The 21,314-nt window shown below is 71.0% G+C and carries 21 protein-coding genes; 15 read left to right on the top strand and 6 right to left on the bottom strand.

Features of this window, described 5'->3' with window-relative positions; genetic code table 11:
• The first annotated feature begins 11 nt into the window (after positions 1 to 11).
• The 6 genes from OG470_RS11485 to OG470_RS11460 all read left to right on the top strand — a co-directional run bounded on the left by OG470_RS11485 (position 12) and on the right by OG470_RS11460 (position 4,773).
• Complete coding sequence (locus OG470_RS11485; RefSeq protein WP_328423477.1) at positions 12 to 224, top strand: acyl-CoA carboxylase subunit epsilon; 213 nt, start codon at positions 12 to 14, stop codon at positions 222 to 224.
• Between the two features lie 88 nt (positions 225 to 312).
• The gene (locus OG470_RS11480; protein ID WP_328423475.1) at positions 313 to 768 is read left to right on the top strand and encodes a hypothetical protein; all 456 of its coding nucleotides are present in this window, start codon (positions 313 to 315) and stop codon (positions 766 to 768) included.
• Positions 765 to 2,144: a hypothetical protein gene (locus OG470_RS11475; RefSeq protein WP_328423473.1), complete on the top strand. Its 1,380-nt coding sequence runs from the start codon at positions 765 to 767 to the stop codon at positions 2,142 to 2,144. Before OG470_RS11480 ends, OG470_RS11475 begins: the two co-directional genes overlap by 4 nt.
• Complete coding sequence (locus OG470_RS11470; RefSeq protein ID WP_442931099.1) at positions 2,141 to 3,280, top strand: S8 family serine peptidase; 1,140 nt, start codon at positions 2,141 to 2,143, stop codon at positions 3,278 to 3,280. Before OG470_RS11475 ends, OG470_RS11470 begins: the two co-directional genes overlap by 4 nt.
• A gap of 174 nt (positions 3,281 to 3,454) precedes the next feature.
• Positions 3,455 to 4,123 (top strand): Maf family protein, encoded by a 669-nt coding sequence (locus tag OG470_RS11465; protein WP_328423471.1) that lies wholly within the window; start codon positions 3,455 to 3,457, stop codon positions 4,121 to 4,123.
• A complete protein-coding gene (locus tag OG470_RS11460) occupies positions 4,120 to 4,773 on the top strand; it encodes an O-methyltransferase (protein ID WP_328423469.1) in 654 nt (217 codons plus the stop codon). Before OG470_RS11465 ends, OG470_RS11460 begins: the two co-directional genes overlap by 4 nt.
• A 77-nt stretch (positions 4,774 to 4,850) precedes the next feature.
• Here the strand turns inward: OG470_RS11460 and OG470_RS11455 are convergent, their stop codons facing one another.
• The 3 genes from OG470_RS11455 to OG470_RS11445 all read right to left on the bottom strand — a co-directional run bounded on the left by OG470_RS11455 (position 4,851) and on the right by OG470_RS11445 (position 7,315).
• Positions 4,851 to 5,606, bottom strand: coding sequence for an ABC transporter permease (locus OG470_RS11455; RefSeq protein ID WP_328423467.1), 756 nt, complete (start codon positions 5,604 to 5,606; stop codon positions 4,851 to 4,853).
• 17 nt (positions 5,607 to 5,623) lie between these two features.
• Positions 5,624 to 6,583 carry an ATP-binding cassette domain-containing protein gene (locus OG470_RS11450; RefSeq protein ID WP_328423465.1) on the bottom strand — a complete coding sequence of 320 codons (960 nt, stop codon included), beginning with the start codon at positions 6,581 to 6,583 and terminating at the stop codon, positions 5,624 to 5,626.
• Between the two features lie 120 nt (positions 6,584 to 6,703).
• On the bottom strand, positions 6,704 to 7,315 hold the full coding sequence (locus tag OG470_RS11445) for a PadR family transcriptional regulator (protein WP_328426303.1): 612 nt from the start codon (positions 7,313 to 7,315) through the stop codon (positions 6,704 to 6,706).
• Between the two features lie 147 nt (positions 7,316 to 7,462).
• Between OG470_RS11445 and OG470_RS11440 the strand changes: the two genes are divergently transcribed.
• Together OG470_RS11440 and OG470_RS11435 are read left to right on the top strand one after the other, a co-directional pair.
• A complete protein-coding gene (locus OG470_RS11440; RefSeq protein WP_328423463.1) occupies positions 7,463 to 9,214 on the top strand; it encodes an acetyl/propionyl/methylcrotonyl-CoA carboxylase subunit alpha in 1,752 nt (583 codons plus the stop codon).
• 102 nt (positions 9,215 to 9,316) lie between these two features.
• A complete protein-coding gene (locus OG470_RS11435) occupies positions 9,317 to 10,756 on the top strand; it encodes a GuaB1 family IMP dehydrogenase-related protein (protein ID WP_328423461.1) in 1,440 nt (479 codons plus the stop codon).
• 27 nt (positions 10,757 to 10,783) lie between these two features.
• Here the strand turns inward: OG470_RS11435 and OG470_RS11430 are convergent, their stop codons facing one another.
• A complete protein-coding gene (locus OG470_RS11430) occupies positions 10,784 to 11,344 on the bottom strand; it encodes a TetR/AcrR family transcriptional regulator (RefSeq protein ID WP_328423459.1) in 561 nt (186 codons plus the stop codon).
• An 82-nt stretch (positions 11,345 to 11,426) separates the two neighbouring features.
• Between OG470_RS11430 and OG470_RS11425 the strand changes: the two genes are divergently transcribed.
• The 4 genes from OG470_RS11425 to OG470_RS11410 all read left to right on the top strand — a co-directional run bounded on the left by OG470_RS11425 (position 11,427) and on the right by OG470_RS11410 (position 16,207).
• On the top strand, positions 11,427 to 11,873 hold the full coding sequence (locus OG470_RS11425) for a DoxX family protein (protein ID WP_328423457.1): 447 nt from the start codon (positions 11,427 to 11,429) through the stop codon (positions 11,871 to 11,873).
• A 25-nt stretch (positions 11,874 to 11,898) separates the two neighbouring features.
• On the top strand, positions 11,899 to 12,381 hold the full coding sequence (locus tag OG470_RS11420; RefSeq protein ID WP_328423455.1) for a MarR family winged helix-turn-helix transcriptional regulator: 483 nt from the start codon (positions 11,899 to 11,901) through the stop codon (positions 12,379 to 12,381).
• Positions 12,375 to 14,108 carry an ABC transporter ATP-binding protein gene (locus tag OG470_RS11415; protein ID WP_328423453.1) on the top strand — a complete coding sequence of 578 codons (1,734 nt, stop codon included), beginning with the start codon at positions 12,375 to 12,377 and terminating at the stop codon, positions 14,106 to 14,108. Before OG470_RS11420 ends, OG470_RS11415 begins: the two co-directional genes overlap by 7 nt.
• Positions 14,109 to 14,272: 164 nt before the next feature.
• On the top strand, positions 14,273 to 16,207 hold the full coding sequence (locus tag OG470_RS11410; protein ID WP_328426301.1) for an ABC transporter ATP-binding protein: 1,935 nt from the start codon (positions 14,273 to 14,275) through the stop codon (positions 16,205 to 16,207).
• Positions 16,208 to 16,266: 59 nt separating this feature from the next.
• Here the strand turns inward: OG470_RS11410 and thrS are convergent, their stop codons facing one another.
• Entirely contained in the window at positions 16,267 to 17,484 is a 1,218-nt protein-coding gene (gene thrS / locus OG470_RS11405) for a threonine--tRNA ligase (protein WP_328423451.1), read from the bottom strand.
• Positions 17,485 to 18,002: 518 nt separating this feature from the next.
• On the opposite strand from thrS, the gene OG470_RS11400 reads away from it, so the two are divergent.
• Both OG470_RS11400 and OG470_RS11395 read left to right on the top strand, forming a co-directional pair.
• Complete coding sequence (locus tag OG470_RS11400; RefSeq protein WP_328423449.1) at positions 18,003 to 18,623, top strand: DedA family protein; 621 nt, start codon at positions 18,003 to 18,005, stop codon at positions 18,621 to 18,623.
• A 105-nt stretch (positions 18,624 to 18,728) separates the two neighbouring features.
• Positions 18,729 to 19,367 carry a DUF998 domain-containing protein gene (locus OG470_RS11395; RefSeq protein ID WP_328423447.1) on the top strand — a complete coding sequence of 213 codons (639 nt, stop codon included), beginning with the start codon at positions 18,729 to 18,731 and terminating at the stop codon, positions 19,365 to 19,367.
• Here the strand turns inward: OG470_RS11395 and OG470_RS11390 are convergent.
• Entirely contained in the window at positions 19,345 to 20,748 is a 1,404-nt protein-coding gene (locus OG470_RS11390) for an NAD(P)H-quinone dehydrogenase (protein ID WP_328423445.1), read from the bottom strand. The two genes, OG470_RS11395 and OG470_RS11390, sit on opposite strands and share 23 nt — an antisense overlap.
• Before the next feature lie 106 nt (positions 20,749 to 20,854).
• Here OG470_RS11390 and OG470_RS11385 point away from each other — a divergent pair, with 106 nt between their 5' ends.
• Complete coding sequence (locus tag OG470_RS11385) at positions 20,855 to 21,310, top strand: gamma-glutamylcyclotransferase (RefSeq protein WP_328423443.1); 456 nt, start codon at positions 20,855 to 20,857, stop codon at positions 21,308 to 21,310.
• Positions 21,311 to 21,314: the final 4 nt, after the last annotated feature.

The following is a 21,314-nucleotide window of genomic DNA, read 5'->3' as shown; positions in this document are numbered from 1 at the left end:
ACCCTGGCGTCATGTCTGCCGAAGAGCCCCTGTTCCGGGTCGTCCGCGGCGTGCCCACCGCCGAGGAGCTGGCCGCCCTGATCGGTGCGATCGTCGTCCGATCCCGCCCGGCCGTCGCCCCCGCGCGAGTGAACCCCTCCGTCTGGGCCCGCAGCGGTCGACCGGCCGGCACGGCGCTCGCGGCCGGTCCGGGCGGGTGGCGCTCCGCCGGCCTGCCCCGCTGACCCGACCCGCCGTACGGGGGCTGTCAGCGTCGCTCCCAGCCGTTAATCTCACTCAGGGAAACGGTGCAGTAACGGGTAGGGAGGATCAATGATCCCCGAAGAAGACCGCCCCACGCCCTGGCTGCGCAACTACGGCGGCATCGAGGCCGACATCCGTCAGCTCCGGGAGTTCGCCGACCGGCTCGCCGCCGAGGTCGAGAGCAACTACGCGCCACACCTGTCGTACATCGCCGACGACATGTCCGCGAAGGTGCCCAACCCCTGCGACGCCTTCATCGAGCTGGTCACCTTCCTGCACGCCCATCACGAGACACAACAGGCCACCACCGACATGGTGTACGCGGTCCGAGGTGCCACCGGCCACCTGGCCGCCGTCGCCCGGGTCGCCACCCAGTACGCCGACACCGACGTCTTCTCCGCCGCCCGGGTGGTGGACGTCCAGCGGGCCCTCACCGACCCGGGCACCGTCCTGCCTGGCGGCCCGACGCCGACGCTGACCGACCCGACCAGCCCGGACAGCGAGAGGCCGGTGGTCCTACCGTGATCGAACGGGGCAGCGGCCGCACCTCCGGCCTCACCGACTGGCAGCTGATGGACGTCAGCAGCATGTGGGCGTGCCTACAGGACCACGACACCGCCAACCACTGGAAGCAGGTCGCCGGCTGGCGCAAGGTCTGCGACCTGGCGCAGATCCACCTCGGCCGACTCCAGGACTACCGGCGCGGGCTGGCCGAGGCATGGCCGCCGGAAACCAGCGCCGCCTCCGTCACGTACCTCGTCCAGCTCGACGAGCTGATCGACAAGGTGCGGCACACCCACGACGCCGCCGCCGCCAACTACACCGCGCTCTCCGCCACCACCCAGGCCATCGGCACCACCCGCGCCGAACTCCGCAAGGTTTACGAGGAGTACGCGACCAAACTTCAGCAGAAGCAGGCGTACGAGGCGACGGCCGCCGACCCGAAGGCGATCATGGGCAGCCGGGTCACGGCATCACCGGTGACCGACGTCGAGTTGGAACGGCTGAACGTGCAGGCGCGCGCCATGATGTTCAACCTCAGTGGCGAACTCCAACAAGCCCAAGCCACCCTCCAAAAACCACCCGCAGCGCCGAAGAGCGCGAGGCAGCCAGACGACCCCGACGTGTACGGCGGGTTTGCCCCGCCCGCTATTCCGCCGATCATGCCGGTTCCACTGACTATTCCCACGACCATCGACGCGCCTAGTGCGACCGCTGCACGGCCGATTCCGGCGCCAGCGGCGCCAGCGATGGGCCCAGTGCTCGGCGGGGCTGCCGCTGGACTCAACGCGCCTCCCATCACAACGCCGCCCAGCATTCAGACAGCGGGAACGGTTGGTCCACCAGCCACTATTGGGCCGGGGCATGGGCTAACGCCAACGCTGCCTCCTGCTTCTGCGGGTTCGCCGCCGTTGCCGAACCCCCGGACGACCCAGCATGGGGTAACCGGAAGGGCGGTCAGTGGAGGTTCCGATGGAAGTGCGGCGCATCCTGGGTCGCCCGCTCGTTCGACCCCTACAACTGGAGGCTTGATCGGGGGAGTCCCAGGCCTGAGCCCGGGCCAGGCGGTCAACAACTCTGGTTCCCCTAGAAGGGTCAACCCGATCGGCGGCGTCATTGGCGGTGGCGGTGCCGGGACTGCACCAACTGGTTCGGCAGGCACCCGTCCGGGTGGGGGCCGCAGCTTCAATGGGAGCCCGAGCAGCCTTCCGATCGGCGGGGCACCTGGGCTGCATGGGAACACAGGCCGTTCGGGAGTTGGGCCCGAGGCCGAAGATAAGCCCCGCCAATGGAATCCGGACCACCCCTGGGAGACAGAAAAAGGCGTTCCGCCGGTAGTCCGTCCACCGGACAGGGATGACCCAATCGACCCTGGACCAGCTATCGGCTTCAACAGGTGAATAGACCGCTACGGGCCAGCATTCCTAAACTGGCCCTGGCCGCAATACTACTGCCCGTAGGTCCATTCACAGCACAACAAGATCCAGACCTTATACGCGGCGATCAGTGGCACTTGCCGTTCCTGCGTATCACGCAGGCGCACTTGTTGAGCCAAGGGTCAGGGGTGGTCGTCGCCGTGCCGGACACAGGAGTCGACCCTCATCCTGACCTACGTGAGAACCTCCTAAGCGGCACCGACGTAATCCCTGGGGGTAGCGGCGATGGGCGCCAAGATCGAGACAGTCATGGGACATCGATGGCGGGCCTAATAGCTGCACATGGAAGAGCCAACGATCAGGGTGCCCTTGGCATTGCGCCTAAGGCACAGATCCTTCCAATCCTTGACACCCCACTTGACGGCAAGGGCGACCCCGACGCCCTGGCCTCCGGTATCGAGTTTGCCATCGCAAGGGGTGCCGACGTAATAAGCATCTCAGCCGTCGCCGGAGCCAGTGTGCGCCTTCAGCAAGCACTGAGGGCCGCCAAAGACGCCAACATTCTCGTGATAGCGGCTGCGGGCAATTGGCCGCCCGACACCGATGTGCGGTATCCGGCTACAGAAGAAGGTGTAATTGCCGTGGGCGGTGTCGACCGTGCTGGACAGCACGCGGCCGTCTCGGTGACTGGGCCGCAGATCGACGTGGTCGCACCGGCGGTCGACATCTACAGCACCAGCTACGACGGCAAGTACTCGAAGGGAACCGGCACCTCTAGTGCGACGGCGATCGTGGCGGGTGCGGCGGCGCTGATCCGATCCAAGTACCCGTACCTGCCGGCGCGGGAGGTGGCGCACCGGCTCACGGCCACGGCCGTCGACAAGGGGCCGCCGGGGCGCGACGACGAGTACGGCTATGGCGTGATCGACCTCGTGGCGGCGCTGACGGCAGACGTACCCCCGTTGGGGTTTGAGTCGGCGAGCGCGCCGGCCGGTGGTGGTCCGACTACGACGGCCGGCGCTCAGTCGGGCGACGACGGCGGCGCGACGGTACGCGGCCTGGCCACCCTAGGGGTGATCGTGGCTGCCGGTGTCGGATGGGCGCTGGTGGTGCGGCGGAGGCGGCGAGGCGGCGATCCGCCACCCCGAATCAGTCGCTGACGGGTCGACGGCACGGTGATCGACTCAAGGTCGGCGACCTGGGGGCGTCCGCGAGATGGGATAGCGCGATGTCGGCGATATGGAGTGGATCAAGGCGTTCGGCGCGCGAGCTGGGGCGGCTGGGTGGTCGTGGTGCGCGGGTCGTGGGGGCGGTGGGCCGGTAACGTCGGTCGGGTGTCTGTATCTCTGCCGCTCCGCCTCGTGCTCGCCTCGGCGAGCCCTGCCCGTCGCAAGTCTCTCCAAGCCGCTGGCATCGAGCCAGACGTGCTGGTCAGTGGGGTGGACGAATCCCTGGTGGTGACCGAACGAGCCGAAGAGCTGTGCCTGGAGCTGGCTCGGCTCAAGGCGCAGGCGGTGCTGACCCGGCTGAGCCCGGCCGCCGACCAGCGGACGTTGGTGATCGGCTGTGACTCGGTGCTCGCGTTCGACGGGGAGATCCTCGGCAAGCCGGCCGACCCGGCGGACGCCACCCGGCGGTGGCAGCGGATGCGGGGACGCAGCGGCGTTCTGCACAGTGGGCACTGCCTGATCGACGTTGCCGCCGGGCGTCGCGCGGAGGCGGTCGCCTCGACCACCGTCCACTTCGCCGACATCAGCGACGACGAGATCGCCGCGTACGTGGCCAGCGGCGAGCCGCTGGCCGTGGCGGGCGCGTTCACGATCGACGGGTTGGGCGGGCCGTTCGTGGAGCGGATCGAGGGTGACCCGGGGACGGTGGTCGGGCTCTCGATGCCGTTGCTGCGCCGCCTCCTCGCCGAGTTGGGCCTGCGGATCACCGACCTGTGGACGAAGGTCGCGCCCGGAGGCCAGACGATCGAGCCACTCGGTAACGTCCGGTCATGACCACCAAGTCGATCCCGCTCACCGACGAGCTGCACGCGTACCTGGTCGCGCACGGCTCTCCGCCCGACGAGATCATCCGGGACCTGGCCGAGGAGACCCGGTCGGTGCTCCCGGAGCACGCCACCATGCAGGTGGCCCCGGAACAGGCCGCGTTCCTGACCTTCCTCACCCGGCTGCTCGACGCGCGGCAGGCGGTCGAGGTCGGCACGTTCACCGGGCTCTCAGCGTTGGCGATCGCCCGAGGACTGCCCGAGGATGGGCGGCTGACCTGCTTCGACATCTCCGAGGAGTTCACCGGCATCGCCCGGCGCTACTGGGCTCGGGCCGGCGTGCAGGACCGGATCGACCTGCGTATCGGCCCGGCCGGGGACAGGCTGCGGGAGCTGCCGCACGAGCGGTACCTGGACTTCGCGTTCATCGATGCGGACAAGACCGGGTACCCGGTCTACTGGGCGGAGTTGGTGCCCCGGATGCGTCCGGGTGGGGTGATCGCCGTCGACAACGTGCTGCGCGGCGGCCGGGTGATCGCGCCGCAGAACGAAGCCGACCGTGCCATCGCCGCCTTCAACGACGAGGTGCTGGCCGACGTGCGGGTCGACCCGGTGATGCTGCCGGTCGCGGACGGCCTGACGCTCGCCCGGGTGCGCTGAACGGCGACAACCGCTGAACGCGGATATCGGGGTGTCCACGTGCGAAGGACACCCCGATATCCAGGAACTGGGTCGCGTCAGCGCACGCTGCGGGCGAACTGGCGGGCGGCCCAGACGACCCCCGCCGCGGCGAGCACCGTGGTGATGGTCAGGCCCTGCCAGACCTTGTCGCTGCCCAGGTCGCCGGCGAACAGCGCCCGGGTGCCGTCGACCGCCCAGGAGAACGGGTTCCAGTCGGCGATGCCCTGCAACCAGCCGGGCGCGAAGGTGAGCGGCAGCAGGATGCCGGAGAGCAGCAGCACCGGCTGAGCCACCGTGTTCATCAGCGGGGCCAGCGCATCCTCGCTCTTGACCTTGAGCGCGACGCCGTACGAGACGGCCGAGGTCATCAGCGCGATCAGGGCGAGCATCAGGTACGCCAACAGCAGGTCCCCGATGAACACCCGCAGGTCGAACAGGAGCGCCAGCAGGGTGATGATGACCGCCTGCGCGAGGAGCGAGACCACGTCGCGCAGCGAGCGGCCGAGCAGCAGTGCGAGCCGGCTGATCGGGGTGACCCGGGAGCGTTCGATGACCCCGGCGCGCAGCTCGGCGATCAGGCCGAAGCCCTGGAACAGGCCGCCGAAGATGGCCAGCAGCACCAGCAGACCGGGTACGAAGATCTTGTAGGCGGCGGCCTGGGTGGGCGCGTTCAGCGCCGGCTTGAGCAGCGGGGCGAAGAGCAGCAGGTACATCACCGGCTGGAAGACGCCGACGAAGACCCAGACCGGGTTGCGCAGCAGCAGCTGGGTCTGCCGCTCGAAGATCAGCCAGGTGTCACGGGCGAATTTCATGAGTCGTCTCCGGGTGGTCAGGACTCGCGCAGCGAGCGGCCGGTCTTGGTCAGGAAGACGTCGTCCAGGCTGGGCCGGTGCAGCTCGATCGAGCGCAGGTCCAGCCCGGCGTGGTCGAGTCTGCGCAGGACCTGCGGGATGGCGACGGCGCCCTCTTCGACGTAGAGGCGCAGGCCGCCCTCGTCGGCGGTCTCCAGCTTGTTGACGTACGGCTCGCCGTCGAGCACCTGGGCGGCCTGCGGGGTGGCGGCCAGATCGAGGCCGACCAACACCACGTCGCCGGAGATCTCCCGCTTGAGCTCGGCCGGAGTGCCTTCGGCCACCACCTCGCCGTTGTCCATGATCGCGATCCGGTCGCAGAGCGCGTCGGCCTCGTCCAGGTAGTGCGTGGTGATGAAGACGGTCATCCCGTCGCTGCGCAGCCGCCGGATCTCGTCCCACATGTGGGCGCGGCTCTGCGGGTCGAGGCCGGTGGTCGGCTCGTCCAGGAAGACGATCTTCGGCTCGTGGATGATGCCGAGCGCGATCTCCACCCGCCGGCGCTGGCCGCCGGAGTAGGTCTTGCACTTGCGGTCGGCGTACTCCGTGAGCTGGAAGGCATCCAGGGCGCGGGCGGCGCGCTGCTGCGCGTCGGCCTTGCGGATGCCGTACATCCGGGCGTGCAGCACCAGCTCCTCGCGCGCGGTCGACTCGTCCCAGGTGCTGCCGCCCTGCGGGACATAGCCGATCCGGCGGCGCACCTCGGCCGGGTCCTTGCGCAGGTCGGCGCCGGCGATGGTGGCATCGCCGCCATCCGGCTCGATCAGCGTGGCGAGCATCCGCAGCGTGGTGGTCTTGCCGGCGCCGTTCGGGCCGAGGAAGCCGAAGATCTCACCCTCGGCGACCTCAAGGTTGACGCCCCGCACGGCGTCCACCGTTTTCGTCTCTCGACCCGCGCGGGAGCGGAACGACTTCCGCAGCCCCCTGGTCTCGATCATCTCTGCTCCTGGTCGTCCGGGCCGGCCGGGCCGGCCGTCAAGGGGGACGACGCCGGACGGCGCACTCCCCGCTGTGCCGTCAGCAGGCTAACGCGATATAGCTTTTGTGGTCAACGTTGATTATTTCGTGTCGGGAGCGGCCGGCTCTCCGCCGTCCGTCCACTGCGGCCAACCTTCGGCGTTCGTCAGCTCAGCAGGCAGGTACGACACTCCGGAGTCGATCCGTTCCGCGATCCGCTCGCACCAGCTCATCTCCGCCTCCGCCCGTGCCGACCACAGCTCGAACATCCAACCGACGTGCACCGGTTTGGTGTTACGCACCCAGTCCGACTCCAGCGAGGCGCGCATCGACTCGATGCCCGCACGCAGCAGGTTGGCCCGGTTGCGCAGGGCCGCCGCCGCCTCGGACCGCGGCATCGCGGGCAGGAACGAGAACGCCGCCGTGAACGGGTCCGTCGGCTCGTTGAAGTTCCACCAGAGGTTGCGCAGCAACGTCTCGAACTCGTCCTCCCCCTTGGCGGTCACCTCGTACGTGGTGCGTGCCGGACGGGCGCCGACCTGCTCGGTGGCGACGGCGCGGAGCAGTCCCTCCTCGGTGAGTTTGCGCAGCGCGTGGTAGATCGACCCGGGCTGCACGTTGGCCCACTTGTCGGCGCTCCAGCTCAGCAGCTCGCGGCGCACGTCGTAGCCGTGCACGGGCTGCATCCACCGCACCAGCCCGAGGATCATCATCCGAGTCGCAGACACCACACAAGCGTATTAGCCAAGTTTGACTAGAGGCGGCAGGGACAGTGCGGCATCCCACACTGAGCGATCGTTAGGGCCACCAGGGTGGCCGATACACTCCCGGTCAGTAACCTGCCGGGAGGAGCCACGAAGGTGCGCAAGGTACTCATCGCCAATCGCGGCGAGATCGCCGTCCGGGTGATCCGCGCCTGCCGCGATGCCGGCCTGGGCAGTGTCGCGGTCTACGCGGACTCCGACCGCGACGCCCTGCACGCCACTCTCGCGGACGAGGCGTACGCGCTCGGCGGGGACAGCGCGACCGAGACGTACCTGCGCATCGACAAGCTGCTCGACGTGGCCGCCCGGGCCGGCGCCGACGCCGTGCACCCCGGCTACGGCTTCCTGTCCGAGAACGCCGACTTCGCCCAGGCGGTCATCGACGCCGGGCTGACCTGGATCGGCCCCACCCCGCAGGCCATCCGCGACCTGGGCGACAAGGTCACCGCCCGGCACATCGCCCAGCGTGCTGGCGCACCGCTGGTCCCCGGCACCCCCGACCCGGTGGCCAACCCGGACGAGGTGATGGCGTTCGCCGTCGACCACGGCCTGCCGGTCGCCATCAAGGCCGCCTTCGGTGGCGGCGGGCGCGGCCTCAAGGTGGCCCGGACCATGGAGGAGATCCCCCAGCTGTTCGAGTCGGCCACCCGGGAGGCGGTCGCGGCGTTCGGCCGGGGCGAGTGCTTCGTCGAGCGCTACCTGGACCAGCCGCGGCACGTCGAGGCGCAGGTCCTCGCCGACCAGCACGGCAACGTGATCGTGGTGGGCACCCGGGACTGCTCGTTGCAGCGGCGGCACCAGAAGCTCGTCGAGGAGGCGCCCGCGCCGTTCCTCACCGACGCTCAGCGCGCGCAGATCCACGACAGCGCCAAGGCGATCTGCCGCGAGGCCGGCTACCACGGCGCCGGCACGGTGGAGTACCTGGTCGGCGCCGACGGCACCATCTCCTTCCTGGAGGTCAACACCCGGCTCCAGGTCGAGCACCCGGTCACCGAGGAGACCGCCGGCATCGACCTGGTCCGCGAGCAGTTCCGGATCGCCGACGGCGAGAAGCTGCGGATCACCGAGGACCCGACGCCGCGTGGGCACTCCATCGAGTTCCGGATCAACGGCGAGGACCCGGGCCGCAACTTCCTGCCCGCCCCGGGCACGGTCACCGCGTTGCGGCTGCCCACCGGCCCCGGCGTACGGGTGGACACCGGCATCTCGGCCGGAGACGTGATCGGCGGCAACTTCGACTCGCTGCTGGCCAAGGTGATCATCAGCGGTGAGACGCGGACCGAGGCGCTGGAGCGGGCCCGGCGCGCGCTGGACGAGATGGTGATCGACGGGATGGCCACCGCGCTGCCGTTCCACCGGCTGGTGGTACGGGACGAGGCTTTCACCGCCGAGCCGTTCACCGTGCACACCCGGTGGATCGAGACCGAGTTCCACAACACCGTGCCGCCGTTCGCCGCGGCCGCCAGCGCCGCCGAGGCGCCGGCCGAACGCGAGACCGTGGTGGTCGAGGTGGGTGGCAAGCGGCTGGAGGTCAGCCTCCCCGCCGGCTTCGTCGGGGGTACGACCACCGCCGCGCCAGCCGCGCGCAAGCCGACCCGGCGCGGCGGCGGAGCCAAGGCCGGCGCCCCGGTCGGCGGCGACGCGCTCACCTCACCGATGCAGGGCACCATCGTCAAGATCGCGGTGGCGGACGGCGACACCGTGGCCGAGGGCGACCTGGTGGTGGTCCTGGAGGCGATGAAGATGGAGCAGCCGCTGCACGCCCACAAGGCGGGCACGGTCAGCGGGCTCACCGCCGAGGTCGGTGCCGTGATCACCGCCGGTGCCGCCATCTGCACCATCGCCTGACGGGTACCCCTTCCGCACGCTTTGTCCGCAGGCGAGGCGTTGCGGGGGTGGTTTGCGGCACCGACGGGGGCACGGGTGGCCGCAGGCAGGAATGATGGCCGGGTGCGGTTTCTTCACGGCGCGGTCCCCGCGCACGACCTGACCTACACCGACGTCTTCATGGCGCCGGCCCGCTCCGACCTGGCTTCCCGGCTCGATGTCGACCTGGCCACCGGCGACGGCACCGGCACCACCATCCCGCTGGTGGTGTCCAACATGACCGCGGTCGCCGGCCGGCGGATGGCCGAGACGGTGGCCCGGCGGGGCGCGATCGCGGTAATCCCGCAGGACATCCCGATCGAGGTGGTGGCGAACGTCGTCGCCTGGGTCAAGCAGCGGCACCTGGTCTACGACACACCGATCACCCTGGGCCCGACCGAGACCGTGGGCGACGCCATCCACCTGCTGCCGAAGCGCTCGCACGGCGCGGTGATCGTGGTCGACGAGGCCGGCCGACCGATGGGCGTGGTCACCGAGGCGGACACCCTGGGCGTGGACCGGTTCGCCCAGCTGCGGCACGTGATGTCCACCGAGCTGCACACCGTTCCGGCGGACGCGGACCCGCGTACCGGCTTCGACCTGCTCTCGGCGGGTCGACGCCGACTCGCCCCCGTGGTGGACGCCGACGGCCGGCTGGTCGGGGTGCTGACCCGGCAGGGCGCGCTGCGGGCCACCCTCTACACGCCGGCGGTGGATGACCGGGGTCGGCTGCGGATCGCCGCCGCGATCGGGATCAACGGGGACGTCACCGGCAAGGCCGCCGCGCTGCTGGAGGCGGGGGTGGACACGCTGGTCGTGGACACCGCGCACGGCCACCAGGCGCGGATGATCTCCGCCCTGCAGGCGGTCCGCAAGCTGGACCCGGGGGTGCCGGTGGCGGCCGGCAACGTGGTCACCGCCGAGGGGGTACGCGACCTCGTCGAGGCGGGTGCCGACATCATCAAGGTCGGCGTCGGCCCGGGGGCGATGTGCACCACCCGGATGATGACCGGGGTGGGCCGGCCGCAGTTCTCCGCCGTGCTCGACTGCTCGGCGGCGGCCCGGGAGCTCGGCCGGCACGTCTGGGCCGACGGTGGCGTACGGCACCCGCGCGACGTGGCGCTCGCGCTCGCCGCCGGCGCCTCGAACGTCATGATCGGTTCCTGGTTCGCCGGCACCTACGAGTCTCCCGGTGACCTCTACACGGACGCGGACGGCCGGCGGTACAAGGAGAGCTTCGGGATGGCCTCGGCGCGGGCGGTCAGCGCCCGTACCGCCGACGACAGCCCGTACGACCGGGCCCGCAAGGCGGTGTTCGAGGAGGGCATCTCCTCGGCCCGTATGCACCTGGACCCGGCCAGGCCCGGCGTCGAGGACCTGATCGACGAGATCATCGCCGGGGTACGCAGCGCCTTCACCTATGCCGGCGCGCGGGACCTGACGCAGTTCCACGAGCGGGCGGTCGTCGGCGTACAGAGCGCCGCCGGCTACACCGAGGGGATGCCGCTGCCCACCAGCTGGTGAGGGTCGGCGCAGGCCGCCACGTGGTGGTCAGTTGACGAGCCGGCGCAGTACGGCACGGGCGGCCACGCGCGGGTCGTCACCGACCCGGTCCGGCAGTGCGCCCGCCAGCCAGAGGGTCGCGAAGCCGTGCGCGATCGACCAGGCCGCGAGCGAGTCCCGGTCGGCATCGGCGGGCGCGCCACGGGCGGGCAGTGCGCCCACCCCGGCCCGCAGTGCGGCCCGGGCCTGCCCCTGCGCGGCGACCAACTCGGCGTCGTCGGCCCGGTAGAGCTCGGGCCGGAACATCACCTCGAAGTGCGCCCGGCGTTGGACGGCGAAGTCGACGTACGCGACACCGGCCGCCAACATGTCGTCACCCGCCCTGACCAGCGTCTGCGCCAACAGGTCGAAGCCCTGGGCTGCCAGCGCGGTGAGCAGACCCGCCTTGTCGCCGAAGTGGTGCGCGGGCGCGGCATGCGAGACGCCGGCCCTGCGGGCCAGGTCGCGCAGGCTCAACGCGGCCGGCCCGACCTCCTCGATCGCCTCCACCGCAGCGGCGAGCAGGGCATGGCGCAGGTCGCCGTGGTGGTACGCGCGCGTTTCGGTCATGCCCGAATCATATCTTGCCATTGACAAGATGCCGGCCCAGGCGGCAATCTTGTCACTGACAAGTTTTCCCGAGGAGGATTCGATGGCACCCCTGATCGCCCTGGTGGTCGGCACCGCACTGGCCCGCCTGGCCGGCCTGGCCGGCATCACCGCACTGGACGGCTGGCACCCCGCACTACGGGTCGGGCTGGCCCTGATGTTCGTGTTGACCGGCGTCGCGCACTTCGTCGGCCAGCGGCGCGCCGGCCTGATCGCGATGGTCCCGCCCGCCCTGCCCAGGCCGGCCCTGCTGGTCACCCTGACCGGCGTACTGGAACTGGTCGGCGCGGTCGGCCTGCTGGTGCCGGCGACCGCCCGCCTGGCCGCGGCCGGGCTCGGCCTTCTCATGCTCGCGATGTTCCCGGCCAACGTCTCGGCCGCCCGCCGAGGGCTGACCCTGGGCGGGAAGCCGGTCACCCCGCTCGGCCCGCGCACCGCCCTGCAGATCGCGTTCGTGGCTACTGCGGCGGTTATTTCATTTGGCCCCTGACTATCAGGGGGCTAACCTGCCTTCCGTGGAACTCGTCTCACTCCAGGATGTGCCGCTCGGCCGGCTGGTGGTGGTGGCCGGGCACCTGGTCGGGCAGCGGTGGAACCGCTACCTCGCCGAGGAGCACGGCCTCACCCAGGCTGGCATGGTGACGCTGATGACGCTCGCCCGACACGGCGAGCTGCCCCACCGGAAGGTCGCCGAAAAGGGCTTCGTGCGCCCGGCGACCCTGACCGGCATCGTGGACACGCTGGCCCGCGACGGGCTGGTCGAGCGGCAGCGCGACGAGAGCGACCGGCGCAGCGTCCGGCTCGCCATCACGCCCGCTGGGCGAGAGCGGGTGGCGGCGCTCACCACGCTGATGCACTCCGGAATTCCGCTCACCTCGGTCGACGCCGACCCGGCGAAGGCCCAGGTCATCCGCGAATTCCTGCTCGAGGTCATCGGCAGCGGGGACGACCCGCGGATGGCCGGACGTGACAACGAACCGAAGGATCCGTCGTGCTGATCCGACTGTTGCGCAATCATCTGCGTCCCTACCACCAACCGTTGACGGCGGTCGTGCTGCTCCAGTTCGTGGGCACCATGGCCTCGCTCTACCTGCCCAGCCTCAACGCCGACATCATCGACCAGGGCGTGGCCCGCGGCGACACCGACTACATCGTGCGCACCGGCGGCTGGATGCTGCTGGTCAGCCTGATCCAGATCATCTGCTCGATCGCGGCGGTCTACCTGGGCGCGCGGATCGCGATGGGCTTCGGTCGGGACGTCCGCGCGTCGCTGTTCGGGCACGTCAACCGCTTCTCCGCCCGCGAGGTGGCCCGGTTCGGCGCGCCGTCGCTGATCACCCGCAACACGAACGACGTGCAGCAGGTGCAGATGCTCGTGCTGATGAGCTGCACCATGCTCGTCGCCGCACCGATCATGAGCGTCGGCGGCGTGTTCATGGCGCTGCGGGAGGATCTCGGGCTCTCCTGGCTGATGCTGGTCAGCGTGCCGGTGCTGGCCGTCGCGCTCAGCGCGATCATCCGCCGGATGGTCCCGGGGTTCCGGCTGATGCAGACCCGGATCGACACGGTCAACCGCGTGCTGCGCGAGCAGATCACCGGCATTCGGGTGGTCCGCGCCTTCGTCCGCGAGCCGTACGAGACGGATCGCTTCGGCGTCGCCAACGCCGACCTGACCGCCACCGCGCTGCGTACCGGCCGACTGCTGGCCCTGATCTTCCCGGTGGTCATGCTGGTGCTGAACGTCTCCAGCGTGGCGGTGCTCTGGTTCGGCGCGCAGCGGGTTGACGCCGGTGCGATCCAGGTCGGCGCGCTCACCGCCTTCCTTCAGTACCTGATGCAGATCCTGATGGCCGTGATGATGGCCACCTTCATGCTGATGATGGTGCCCCGGGCCGCGGTCTGCTCCGAGCGGATCATCGAGGTGCTGGACACCGACTCGTCGGTGGTCCCCGCCGCCGACCCGGTCACCGAGCTGCCCACCCGGGCCGAACTGGAGCTGCGCGGGGTGCGTTTCCAGTACCCGGGCGCGGTCGAGCCGGTGTTGCGGGACATCTCCTTCCGGGCCACCCCGGGCACCACCACGGCGATCATCGGCAGCACCGGTGCCGGCAAGACCACCCTGCTGTCGCTCGTTCCCCGCCTGGTCGACGTCACCGCCGGGGCGGTGCTGGTCGACGGTGTGGACGTACGGGAGCTGGCACCCGACGAGCTGTGGCGGCGCATCGGCCTGGTGCCGCAGCGGCCGTACCTGTTCACCGGCACGGTCGCCAGCAACCTGCGCTACGGCAACCCGGACGCCACCGACGACGAGCTGTGGGCGGCGCTGGAGATCGCCCAGGCCCGGGACTTCGTGGCCGAGATGCCCGGCGGGCTGGACGCCCCGATCGCCCAGGGCGGCAGCACGGTCTCCGGTGGGCAGCGGCAACGTCTGGCCATCGCCCGGGCGTTGGTCCGGCAGCCGGAGATCTACCTGTTCGACGACTCGTTCTCGGCGCTCGACCTCGGCACCGACGCGCGGCTGCGGGCGGCGCTGCGCCCGGTCACCGCGCAGGCCGCAGTGGTGATCGTGGCCCAGCGGGTCTCCACGATCGTCGACGCCGACCAGATCATCGTGCTTGAGGACGGAGGGGTCGTCGGAGTGGGACGACACGAGGAGTTGCTGGAGAGCTGCCCGACGTACGCCGAGATCGTGGCCTCCCAGCAGACGGCGGAGGTGCCGGCATGAGCGAGCCCGACGAGTCGCGGACCGCGGCCGTACCCACGCAGAAGCCGGCCGGCGACGCGCGGACGCCGGAGGGCGACGCGCAACAGCCCGGCGGCGACGCGGCGACGCCGAAGCGGCTGCCTCCGGGCCGCCAGGGCGGCGGGCCGCCGTGGGCGGGCGCCGGGATGCCCGCCGAGAAGTCGATGAACTTCGGGCCGTCCGCCCGGCGGCTGCTCGGCCGGCTGCGCCCACACCGGCTGCACCTGACCGCGATCATCACGCTGGCCGTGGTGAGCGTCGGCTTCAGTGTCGCCGGGCCGAAGATCCTCGGCCACGCCACCGACCTGATCTTCAACGGGGTGATCGGCCGGCAGTTGGAGGCGGGGACGACCACCGAGCAGGCCGTCGCGGCGGCCCGGGCCAGCGGCAACGAGAGCTTCGCCGACATGCTGGCCCGGATGGACATCGTGCCCGGGGCGGGCATCGACTTCAGCGCCCTGAGCCGGGTGCTTTTGTTGGCGCTCGGGCTCTACCTGGCCGCGAGTGTGTTGTCGTGGTGGCAGGGCTGGCTGCTCAACGGGGTGGTCCAGCGCACCGTGCTGCGGCTGCGGGCGGAGGTGGAGGAGAAGCTCAACCGGCTGCCGCTGCCCTACTTCGACCGGCAGCCCCGCGGTGAGCTGCTCAGCCGGGTCACCAACGACATCGACAACATCTCGACCAGTCTCCAGCAGACCCTCAGCCAGCTGCTCACCTCGCTGCTGACCGTGATCGGCGTGCTGGGCGTGATGTTCTGGATCTCGCCGCTGCTGGCCCTCGTGGCCCTGGTCGCGGTGCCGTTGTCGGTGCTGGTCACCCAGCGCATCGCCAAGCGCTCGCAGCAGCAGTTCATCGCGCAGTGGAAGCACACCGGCGAGCTGAACGGCCAGATCGAGGAGGCGTACACCGGTCACGAGCTGGTGAAGGTCTTCGGCCGGCAGCGCGAGGTGGAGGCCGCGTTCGCCGCGAAGAACGAGGAGCTGTTCCGGGCCAGCTTCGGCGCGCAGTTCATCTCCGGGATCATCATGCCGTCGATGATGTTCATCGGGAACCTCAGCTACGTGGCGATCGCCGTGGTCGGCGGGCTGCGGGTGGCGTCCGGGACGATGAGCCTTGGCGACGTGCAGGCGTTCATCCAGTACTCCCGCCAGTTCACCCAACCCCTCACCCAGCTCGCCTCGATGGCCAACCTGCTCCAGTCCGGGGTGGCCTCGGCCGAGCGGGTCTTCGCAGTCCTCGACGCCGAGGAGCAGAGCCCCGACCCGGTCGAACCGGCCCGGGTTCTCGACCCGCACGGCCGGGTCGAGTTCGAGCACGTCTCGTTCCGCTACGAGCCGGACAAGCCGCTGATCGACGACCTGTCACTGGTCGCCGAGCCGGGGCACACGGTTGCCATCGTCGGCCCGACCGGCGCCGGCAAGACCACCCTGGTCAACCTGGTCATGCGGTTCTACGAGCTGGAGGCCGGGCGGATCACCCTGGACGGGGTGGACATCACCACCATGCGCCGCGACGACCTGCGCGGTCGGATCGGCATGGTGCTCCAGGACACCTGGCTCTTCGGCGGCACCATCCGGGACAACATCGCCTACGGCCGGCCGGACGCGACCGAGGAGGAGATCCTCGCCGCAGCCCGGGCCACCTTCGTCGACCGGTTCGTGCACAGCCTGCCGGACGGCTACGACACGGTGATCGACGAGGAGGGCAGCAACGTCAGCGCCGGCGAGAAGCAGCTCATCACCATCGCCCGGGCGTTCCTCGCCGAGCCGTCCCTGCTGATCCTGGACGAGGCGACCAGCTCGGTGGACACCCGCACCGAGGTGCTGCTCCAGCGGGCGATGGCGGCGCTGCGCTCGGATCGGACCAGCTTCGTCATCGCGCACCGGCTCTCCACCATCCGGGACGCCGACCTGATCCTCATGATGGAGAACGGTCGCATCGTCGAGCAGGGCACCCACGAGCAGTTGCTCGTCGCTCAGGGCGCGTACCACCGGCTCTACCGCTCCCAGTTCACCGGCGCCGCCGTGGACGACGACTCCGCCGCCCCTGCCGCGCCCGCCAACGCCCAGCCCGCGTCGGTCTAGGGCGGATCGCCGTGCGCACTGTTCGGTCGACGACGATCCGCCCCGGATCGGCGGGTGGGTCAGTCCGGCGGCAGCAGGTCGGCCGCGCGGCTGGCGACCTGTCGGCTGATCAGGGCGAGCGCGGCGGCGGCGGGCATCGGGTCCAGGGCGCGGCCGCCGCGCAGGCGCAGCGCGAGGTGCCCGTCGGCCGCCTCGCGGGAGCCGAGCACCCCGAGGTACGGGACGCGGCGGCGGGCCGCGTCCCGGATCCGGGCGCCCAGCGAGCCGGCGGCGTCGACCTCGACCCGCAGCCCGGCGTCGACGGCCCGCCGGGCCAGCTCGGTCACCGCGTCGACCTGCCCGTCATCCACCGGCAACAGCATCAGCTGGACCGGCGCGTACCAGGCCGGGAAGGCGCCCTCGTGCACCTCGATGAGGTACGCGAACAGCCGCTCCATGCTGCCGACCAGGCTGCGGTGCACCATCACCGGCCGCCGCCGGCTGCCGTCCCGATCGGTGTACGACAGGTCGAACCGCTCCGGCTTGTCGAAGTCCAGCTGGATGGTGGAGATGGTCGACTCCCGGCCGGCCGCGTCCACGATCTGTATGTCGATCTTCGGGCCGTAGAAGGCGGCCTCCCCCGGCGCCTCGACGTAGTCCACCCCTGCCAGCGCACCCCGGAGCAACTCCTCGGCGCGGGCCCACTGCGCGTCGTCGCCGACGTACTTCTCGCCCGGCCCGCGCAGCGACAGCCGGAAGCCGGCCGGGCGGACGCCGAGCGCGGCGAGCGCGGCGCGGATCAGCCCCAGGATCTCCACGACCTCCTCGCCCACCTGGTCCGGAGCGCAGAAGGTGTGCGCGTCGTTGAGCGAGATGGCACGTACCCGGGACAGCCCGCCGAGCACCCCGGAGCGCTCCGAGCGGTACATCCCGCCCAGCTCCGCGATCCGCAGCGGCAGCTCCCGATAGGAGCGGCCCCGGGCCCGGAAGACCAGCGCATGGTGTGGGCAGAGTGCCGGCCGGAGCACGAACTCGTCGTCGGCGCTCAGCCGCATCGGCGGGAACATGTCGTCGGCGAAGTAGCCGAAGTGCCCGGAGAGTTCGAAGAGCTCCCGCTTGCCCAGCGGCGGCGAGTAGACGTGCTGGTGGCCGGAGCGGCGCTCCAACTCCCGGACGTACTCCTCGACGGCGTGCCGGGCGGCGGCGCCGGCCGGCAGCCAGATCGGCAGGCCTGCGCCGGCCAGCGGGTCGGAGACGAACAGGTCCAGCTCCCGGCCGAGCCTGCGGTGGTCAATCATGTCGCGCTCCTGGATCGGGTACGACCCGGAGGCGACCTGGACTCCGAACGCCGCGCGGCCCTCGGGGGCGGATCGCCCCGGGGCCTGGTCGACGGTGGTTACGTCAGAGCGGCACGCCGGGGACACCCGGCGTCGTGGTCACCACTACCGCGCTGCGCATGCGGCGACGGTACCCGCCGGGCGGACGCGGACGCACCCGGATTTGTGGTGCCGGAGGAAGGGGCGGGCCGCCGGCGCGGGACCCGCCGGCGGCCCTGGGCGGCCCGAATCGTCAGGAACGGGGGACCCGACGGACGGGGCCGCGCGCACAACGGTACGCCGACGGACGCCGATCCGCCGACCCCACGCGGGCCCGGTGGGACGGTCGTCGAGCCGTCACCCGAGGACCGTTCGCCTCGTTGTACAGGGGTGGCCCGGCAGTGTCGACGGTCACGACGGGACGGGGCTGTCCACGGTGACGCCGGACACGCCGTCAGGCTCAGGACACTCAATCGGCCGCATCCGGCGAGGTGGCAGGCGTGCCCGAACTACTGACTGACGTCGCATCGCCGACGTGGGCGTACCTCGTGCTGCTTAGCCTGCTGATCGCGGACGCCTTCGTCCCGGTGATCCCCACCCAGATCATCATGATCACCAGCGGCGCGCTCACCGTCTACGGCGGGCTCAACCTGCCGGTCACCATCGCCGTCGGCGCGCTCGGTGTGTTCGCTGGCGACCTGGCCTGCTACCTGCTCGGTCGGAGTGCACCGGACCGGCGGGCGCCCCGGCACACCGAGCCGAGCCGTGCCCGCCGAATGGCCAGCCGGGTCACCCAAGGGCTGCGCCAGCCTGGGCCGGTGGTCATCCTGCTGTGCCGGTTCGTGCCTGGCGGTCGGATGGCGGCCTGCTTCTCGGCCGGCCGCAGCCGCTACCCGTACCGGCTGTTCCTGCTCTACGAGGCGGTCGCCGCACTGGGCTGGGCCACCTACGGCGCACTGGTCGGGCACCTGGGCGGCACCGCGCTGACCGAGTCGGCGTGGCGGCTGGCCATCATCGCCACCGCCGCGGCGGCCGGCTTCGCCGCGGCCGGCTGGGCGATGACCCTGGTCAGCGCCCGGCACGCCCGCGCCGCCGCCGCAGCCGACATCCCCATCGACTGAGGGTCGCACCGGTCGCTGTCCGGGTACGTCTAGGGGTGGTCCCCCGGGACGATTTCGGTGGCCGTCCCGGATCCGGCTCGGGTCTCTGCGGCGACAGGCTGAGGCATGCCTGGAACCCGGAGCACCGGCCTGCTCGCCCTCGGCGGAATCGCGCTGGCGGCGCTGCTCACCGTGATCGGTCACCTCGAAGTCAACGACGACCTCAACCCGTGGGCGCTGACCATCAGCGACTTCGCGGTCTCCGACCGGGGCGGCGTCATCGACATCGCGATGGTGGTGCTCGCGCTCGCCACCGTGGCGCTGCTGTACGGGCTGCGCCGCGCCGGACCGCCCCAGCCGGTCTCCGATCGACCGACCGAGCTGCTGCTCGGCGCGTGGGTGGCCGGGCTGCTGCTGGCCGCGGTGGTGCCGACGAACGAGCCGGGCACCGCCATGACCACCGCCGCGTACCTGCACCGGTACGCCTCGGTGGTCGCCTTCCTGGCGCTGCCGGCCGCCGGCTGGCTGCTCGCCCGCCGGCCCGACCTGGCACCCGCCGCCCGGACGCTGCGCACCCTCGTCCTGCTCAGCCTGGCCCTGGCGACGGCGATGATCTGGTCCGCCTACCCCGGTGAGCGCCTGCTCATCGGCCTGGCCGAGCGCCTGCTCATCCTCACCGAGGTGGCAGTGCTCGGCACCGTCGCGGTGACCCTGGCCCGGACGCCGGTCGCCCGGTGGCGGGTCACTCCAGCTCGTGGAGCATGAGCTGGCGGGCCGCCTCGGTGATCGAGCCGGACAGCGACGGGTAGATGGTGATGGTCTGTGCCAGCTCGTTGACGGTGAGGTTGTTCTCCACCGCCATGGTGATCGGCAGGATCAGCTCGCTGGCCTTAGGGGCGACCACCACACCGCCGACCACCTGACCGCTGGCCGGCCGGCAGAACAGCTTCACGAAGCCGTCGGAAAGATCGTCCATCTTGGCCCGGGCGTTGCCGGACAGCGGCAGCATCACCTGCCGGGCCGGCACCTTGCCGGAGTCCACCTCGTCCTGGGAGACGCCCACCGTGGCCAGCTCCGGGTCGGTGAAGACGTTCGCCGCGACGGTGCGCAGCCGCAGCGGGCGGACCGCCTCGCCGAGCGCGTGCCACATCGCGATCCGGCCCTGCATGGCGGCGACGCTGGCCAGCAGCAGCACGCCGGTGCAGTCACCGGCGGCGTAGATGCCGGGCACGTTGGTGCGGGACACCCGGTCGACCGTGACGTAGCCACCCCGGCCCAGCTGCACGCCGTACTCGGCGAGGCCCAGGTCGGCGGTGTTCGGGATCGAACCGACCGCGATCAGCGCGTGGGAGCCGAAGACCTTGCGGCCGTCGGAGAGCTCCACCTCGACGCCGTCCGCGGTACGCCGGACCGCGTCGGCCCGGGAGTTGTTGAGGATGTTCATGCCCCGGTTGCGGAACACCCGCTCGATGGCAGCGGCAGCGTCGGCGTCCTCGTGCGGCATCACCCGGTCCCGGCTGGAGACCAGGGTGACCTCGACCCCCATCGCCAGGTACGCGCTGGCGAACTCGGCGCCGGTCACGCCGGAGCCGACCACGATCAGGTGCGCGGGCAACTCCGGCAGGTCGTACACCTGACGCCAGGTCAGGATGCGCTCGCCGTCCGGTACGGCGGTGGGCAGTTGGCGGGGCGTCGAGCCGGTGGCCACCAGCACGGTGGACGCGGCGATCGAGTACTCCTCGCCGCCGCCGGCCGGGGTGACGATGACCCGGTGGGTGTGCCCGAGAGCGTCCTCGCCCAGCCGGGCGGTGCCGGCCACGAAGGTGACCCCCGCCTTGAGCAGCTTGGCGTGGATGTCGGCGGACTGCGCCAGCGCGAGTCGCTTGACCCGCTCGTGCACCGCCCGCGCGTCGACGGTGACCGCCTCCAGGCCGTCCGAGTGCACCCCGAACTCCTCGGTGTCCCGGTAACCGGTGACCACCCCCGAGCTGGCGATGAAGGTCTTCGACGGTACGCAGTCGGAGAGCACGCAGGCCCCGCCCGCGCCGTCCGCCTCCACCACGGTGACATCGGCATCCAGCTGGGCGGCGACCAGCGCCGCCTCGTACCCGGCCGGCCCCCCGCCGATGATCACGATCCGGCTCACAACGTTCGCCCTTCGTCGATGCTCACAGTGACTTTCTTCTCCCGAGCGCACCCGACACGCACAGTCGTATTCTCCCCCACCCGTCGGCAGGGCTATCGTCATCGCCGTGCGTCATCACGCCGCCTACGGCTCAAATCTCGACCCCGCCCGGATGCGCGCCTACTGCCCGCATTCGCCGATGGTGGGCACCGGCTGGCTGGAGGGGTGGCGGCTGACCTTCGCCGGGGCGGACGTGATCGGCTGGGAGGGCGCGGTGAGCACTCTGGTCGAGTCCCCCGGCGACCGCGTCTTCGTGGCGATCTACGACATCCACCCGTACGACGCGGCCCAGCTCGACGAGCTTGAGGGGGTGGCCGCCGGCACGTACCGCAAGCTGCACGTCCGGGTCTCCACCCTCGACGGCGACGTGACCGCGTGGATCTACGTCTTCGACGGATACGAGGGCGGCCTGCCGACGTCGTGGTATCTCTCGGAGATCGCGAACGCCGCCGAGAAGGCGGGCGCGCCGGACGACTACGTCACCGAGCTGCGGTCCCGCCCCACCGGCACCGCGTCGGCGTAGGGCG

The sequence above is a fragment of the Micromonospora sp. NBC_00389 genome (assembly GCF_036059255.1).
Lineage (GTDB): Bacteria > Actinomycetota > Actinomycetes > Mycobacteriales > Micromonosporaceae > Micromonospora.
This window is presented reverse-complemented; position numbering and strand designations above follow the sequence as displayed.